This window comes from Micromonospora foliorum (genome assembly GCF_022229015.1).
Lineage (GTDB): Bacteria > Actinomycetota > Actinomycetes > Mycobacteriales > Micromonosporaceae > Micromonospora > Micromonospora foliorum.
Window position 1 is genome coordinate 1 of record NZ_JAKKFF010000377.1, and the last position, 4,289, is coordinate 4,289.

General features: G+C 73.0%; 3 protein-coding genes and 1 pseudogene. All 4 read left to right on the forward strand.

Going from position 1 to position 4,289, the window contains the following annotated elements; translation table 11 throughout:
• Nucleotides 1-47: 47 nt before the first annotated feature.
• Nucleotides 48-1,511 (forward strand): FtsW/RodA/SpoVE family cell cycle protein, encoded by a 1,464-nt coding sequence (locus PSH25_RS25100; RefSeq protein ID WP_238661403.1) that lies wholly within the window; start codon nucleotides 48-50, stop codon nucleotides 1,509-1,511.
• Entirely contained in the window at nucleotides 1,511-2,617 is a 1,107-nt protein-coding gene (gene murG / locus PSH25_RS25105; RefSeq protein WP_238661404.1) for an undecaprenyldiphospho-muramoylpentapeptide beta-N-acetylglucosaminyltransferase, read from the forward strand. The genes PSH25_RS25100 and murG overlap by 1 nt, the downstream gene beginning before the upstream one ends.
• Entirely contained in the window at nucleotides 2,614-4,179 is a 1,566-nt protein-coding gene (murC, locus tag PSH25_RS25110) for a UDP-N-acetylmuramate--L-alanine ligase (RefSeq protein WP_238661405.1), read from the forward strand. Before murG ends, murC begins: the two co-directional genes overlap by 4 nt.
• Nucleotides 4,176-4,289: pseudogene (locus tag PSH25_RS34225) on the forward strand (peptidase S33); the annotation flags it as partial. The gene murC and the pseudogene PSH25_RS34225, both read left to right, overlap by 4 nt.

A 4,289-nucleotide genomic window follows, 5' to 3' on the forward strand; every position in this document is an offset into this window, starting at 1 on the left:
ATCTACACCCTGCTCCTACACGGCGCTCTTGCGCGGCGGCGCGGGAGGTGGAACCGACGGCGCCCGTGCCGCTGCGCGGTATCGACGCGGCCGGCGGGCTCGCCGCCCTGCGCGGCCTGCTGGACCGGCCGCTGGCCAGCTACTACCTGCTGTTGTCGAGCGCCGGCCTGCTGCTGCTGATCGGGCTGACCATGGTCTTCTCGGCGACCAGCGTGAAGGACTACGCCGAGGACGGCAACGCCTCGGCCTCGGTGACCAAGCAGGCCATCTTCGCGGTGATCGGCATCGGCGCGTTCTGGGCCTGTCAGCGCCTGCCGGCCAGCACCTACCGGTCGCTGGGCCGGCCGTTGCTGTTCACCTCGATCGCCCTGCTGGTGGTGCTCAACCTGCTGGTCGCGTACGCCCGGCTCACCAACCAGCGGTCGGCCGGGTTCGGGCCGGTCGAGGCGCGACTGAACTGGCTGTTCGTCGGCGGGATCCAGCTACAACCCTCCGAGTTGGCCAAGTTCGCGATGGTGCTCTGGGGTGCGCACCTCGTCGCCCGCAAGGGCGCCGCACTGGGTTGGTGGCGCGAGCTGGCCACCCCGCTCTTCCCGGTGGTCGGCCTGCTCTTCGTCCTGGTCGGCTACAACGACACCGGCACGATGCTCTGTCTGCTGGCCCTGGTCGTGGGCCTGCTCTGGGCCGCCGGGGTGCGGATGCGGGTCTTCGGCGCCCTGGCCGCGGCCGGTCTGGTCGGGATCGGCCTGCTCGTCGCGGTGGCCTCGCTGGGCGCCGGCTCCGGCGAGCGTGGCGCGGACAATTACCGCCTCGCCCGGCTGGACATGTTCTTCAACCCACCGGACCCGGAGACCTGCAAACTCGGCGACTGCCTCCAGTTCTACCAGGGGCGGCTCGCCATCGAGCACGGTGGCTGGTTCGGTGTCGGGCTGGGCAAGGGCAGCCTGAAGTGGGACTGGCTCCCCGAGGCGCACAACGACTTCATCTTCGCGATCATCGCCGAGGAGTTGGGCGTGATCGGGTGCGTCGTGGTGCTCAGCCTGTTCGCGGTCATCGCGTACACCGGGTTCCGGATCGCCCGGCGGGTCGACGACCCGTTCCGCCGGCTCGCCGCCACCGCCGTGACCACCTGGCTGGTCAGCCAGGCCGTGATCAACATCGGTGGGGTGGTCGGGCTGCTGCCGATCACCGGCCTGCCGCTGCCGTTCATCTCCGACGGCGGAAGTGCGCTGGTGGTGACGTTGGCCGGCATCGGCATGCTGGCGTCCTTCGCCCGTGCCGAACCCGATGCGGCCAGAGCACTGCATGCCCGTCCGCCGGCCCGGTGGGTCCGACTACTCTGGGCCCCGTTGCCGCCGCTTCCCGGCCGGCGTCGCCGACCGGCGACGCCGCCCGCTGGCCGAGGGTCCGTGCCCCGGTCCCGCGAGCGGCGCCATGACGATCAGGCCGCGCCGCGCGGGGTCCGACAGGACCGGAGCCGCAAGGGTACGGCGAGCGAGAGGAGACGCTGATGGGTCCGCTGCGTTCGGTGGTGCTCGCGGGAGGTGGCACCGGGGGGCACGTCTACCCGCTGCTCGCCTTCGCCGACTGCCTGCGCCGACACGACCCGGGCGTCCGGATCACCTGCCTCGGCACACCCCGGGGCATGGAGAACGACCTGATCCCGCCGCAGGGTTACGACCTGCGGCAGATCCCGGCGTACCAGCTGCCCCGGTCGGTCAACATGAACCTGGTCCGCACCCCGGGCCGGATGTGGACCGCGGCGCGCGCCGCGGGCAAGGTGATCGACGAGGTGCGCGCCGACGTGGTCGTCGGCTTCGGCGGGTACGTCTCGGTGCCGGCCTACCTGGCCGCGTGGCGGCGTGAGCTGCCCATGGTGATCCACGAGGTGAACGTGCCACCGGGCGTGGCCAACAAGCTGGGCATGAAGTTCACCAAGAACGTGGCCGTCGGCTTTCCGAACCAGCCGAGCCAGGCCGAGTCGCTGCGGGACGCCACAGTCGTCGGTGTGCCACTGCGCCGCGCCATCGCCGGTCTGGACCGGTACGCGCTGCGCAACGCCGCCCGCGCCCACTTCGGGCTCCGCCCGGACCTGCCGGTGCTCTTCGTGTCCGGCGGCTCGTCCGGCGCCCGTTCGATCAACCTGGCGGTCTCCGGGGCGGCCAAGGAGTTGGCCCGCAACGGCGTGCAGGTGCTGCACGTGATGGGTGCCCGCAACGAGCCGGTGCCGATCCCCACCGACCTGCCGGTGCCCTACGTGACGCTGCCGTACCTGTCCGAGATGGAGCTGGGCTACGCCGCCGCCGACCTGATGCTGGCCCGGGGCGGGGCGATGACCGTCGCCGAGGTGGCCGCGATCGGGCTGCCCACGATCTACGTGCCGTACCCGCACAGCAACCAGGAGCAGCGGCGCAACGCCCTGCCCGTGGTGGAGGCCGGCGGTGGGCTGCTGGTCGACGACGCGGAGCTCACCCCGGACTGGCTGGAGCGCACCGTCATCCCGCTCATCCGGGACCCCCAGCGGCTCTACACCATGGGTGCCGCCGCCGGGTCGTACGGCCGGCGTGACGGCGACGAGGCGCTGCGTTCCTTCGTGCTGGCGGCGGTGGCCCGATGACCGCGCAGTTCACCCCGGCCGGCACGCTCACCGCCGAGGACCTGGGCGCCGTCCACCTGATCGGGGTGGGTGGGGTGGGCATGCTCGGCGTGGCCCGGCTGCTGCTCACCCGCGGCATCCGGGTCTCCGGCAGCGACCTGCGGGAGTGGCCGTCGCTGGCCGGCCTGCGGGCGCTCGGCGGCACCATCCACCTCACCCACGAGGCGACCAACCTCGACGGCGTCGACACCGTCGTCTACTCGTCGGCCATTCCCCAGGACCACCTGGAGCTGGTCGAGGCGCGTCGGCGCGGCCTGCGGGTGCTGCACCGCTCGGAGGCGCTCGCGGCGGCGATGACCGGCCGTCGGGCGGTGGCCGTCGCCGGCACGCACGGCAAGACCACCACCACCTCGATGGTGACGATGGTGCTCCAGCAGGCCGGCGTGGACCCGTCCTTCGTGATCGGCGGGGAGATCTCCGAGGTCGGCTCGGGCGCCCACCACGGCACCGGCGAGCACTTCGTGGTCGAGGCGGACGAGAGCGACCGCTCGTTCCTCATCTACCGCCCGTACGTCTCGATCATCACGAACGTCGAGGCGGACCACCTGAACACCTACGGCGACTACGCGACGCTGGAGGCGGCGTTCGTGGAGTTCGCCCGCCTCACCGACCCGGACGGGTTCATCATCACCTGCGCCGACGACCCGGGTGGCCGGCGGCTGGCCGAGAGCCTGCGGGCCGAGGGACGGCGGGTGTTCACCTACGGCGAGGCCGCCGACGCCGACCTGCGGTTGACCGACATGGTCTCCTCCGCCCGCGGGGTGCGCTACCTGGCCGCGATCGACGGCCGGTCGCTGGGTGAGTTCCGGCTGCCGGTGCCGGGGCGGCACATGGGGCTGAACAGCGCCGCCGCGGTGCTCGCCGCGTACCTGCTGGAACTGCCGCTGGAGGCGGCGGAGGCCGCGCTGGCGGTCTTCCCCGGGGTGCGACGGCGCTTCGAGCGCAAGGGTGTCGCGGACGGCGTGCTGGTCTACGACGAGTACGCCTACCACCCGACCTCGATGACGTTGGCGATGCAGACCCTGCGCGAGGTCGCCGGGGACGGGCGGCTGATCGTCGTCTTCCAGCCGTACCGGCTCTACCGCACCCGGGACAACCAGGCGGAGATCGCCGAGGCGCTGGCCATCGCCGACGAGGTGGTGCTGTTGGAGGTCTTCGGGCCGGGCGAGTTGCGCCAGCCCGGCGAGGGCTCGGCGGCGCTGATCGCGGCGGTGGACCTGCCCGCCGACCGCAAGGTCTTCGTGGAATCGTGGGAGCAGGCCCCGGTCGAGGTGGCCCGTCGGGCCCGCTCGGGGGACGTGGTGGTCACCATGGGCGCCCCGCCGATCTCGCTGATGGGCGACGAGCTGTTGGCCGCCCTGGGTCAGCGTACGGGCGGCTCGGCACCGACCGCGACCGTCGACCCGGTGGCCACCGCTCCGGCGATCGGCGATCCGGTCCCGGGTGGGGCCACCTCCGGTGGCGACGGCGCGGCTCTCGGTGGCACCGCCGTGCCCGGCGGCTCGGCGCCCACGGCCGGATGAGTCCCGGCCCGGCCCGAGGGCGGACCAGCGCCGCCGACGGTGGCGCCCCGCGTCGGGGTCCGGCCCGGCGGTGGCAGTTGGTCCGGGCGGGCCGCGACGCGGTGCCGGCC

What these genes read in the sequence shown, in the direction of transcription:
- murG (WP_238661404.1), top strand. Translation starts at nt 1,511, where the DNA reads ATGGGTCCGCTGCGTTCGGTGGTGCTCGCGGGAGGTGGCACCGGGGGG.
- murC (WP_238661405.1), top strand. Translation starts at nt 2,614, where the DNA reads ATGACCGCGCAGTTCACCCCGGCCGGCACGCTCACCGCCGAGGACCTG.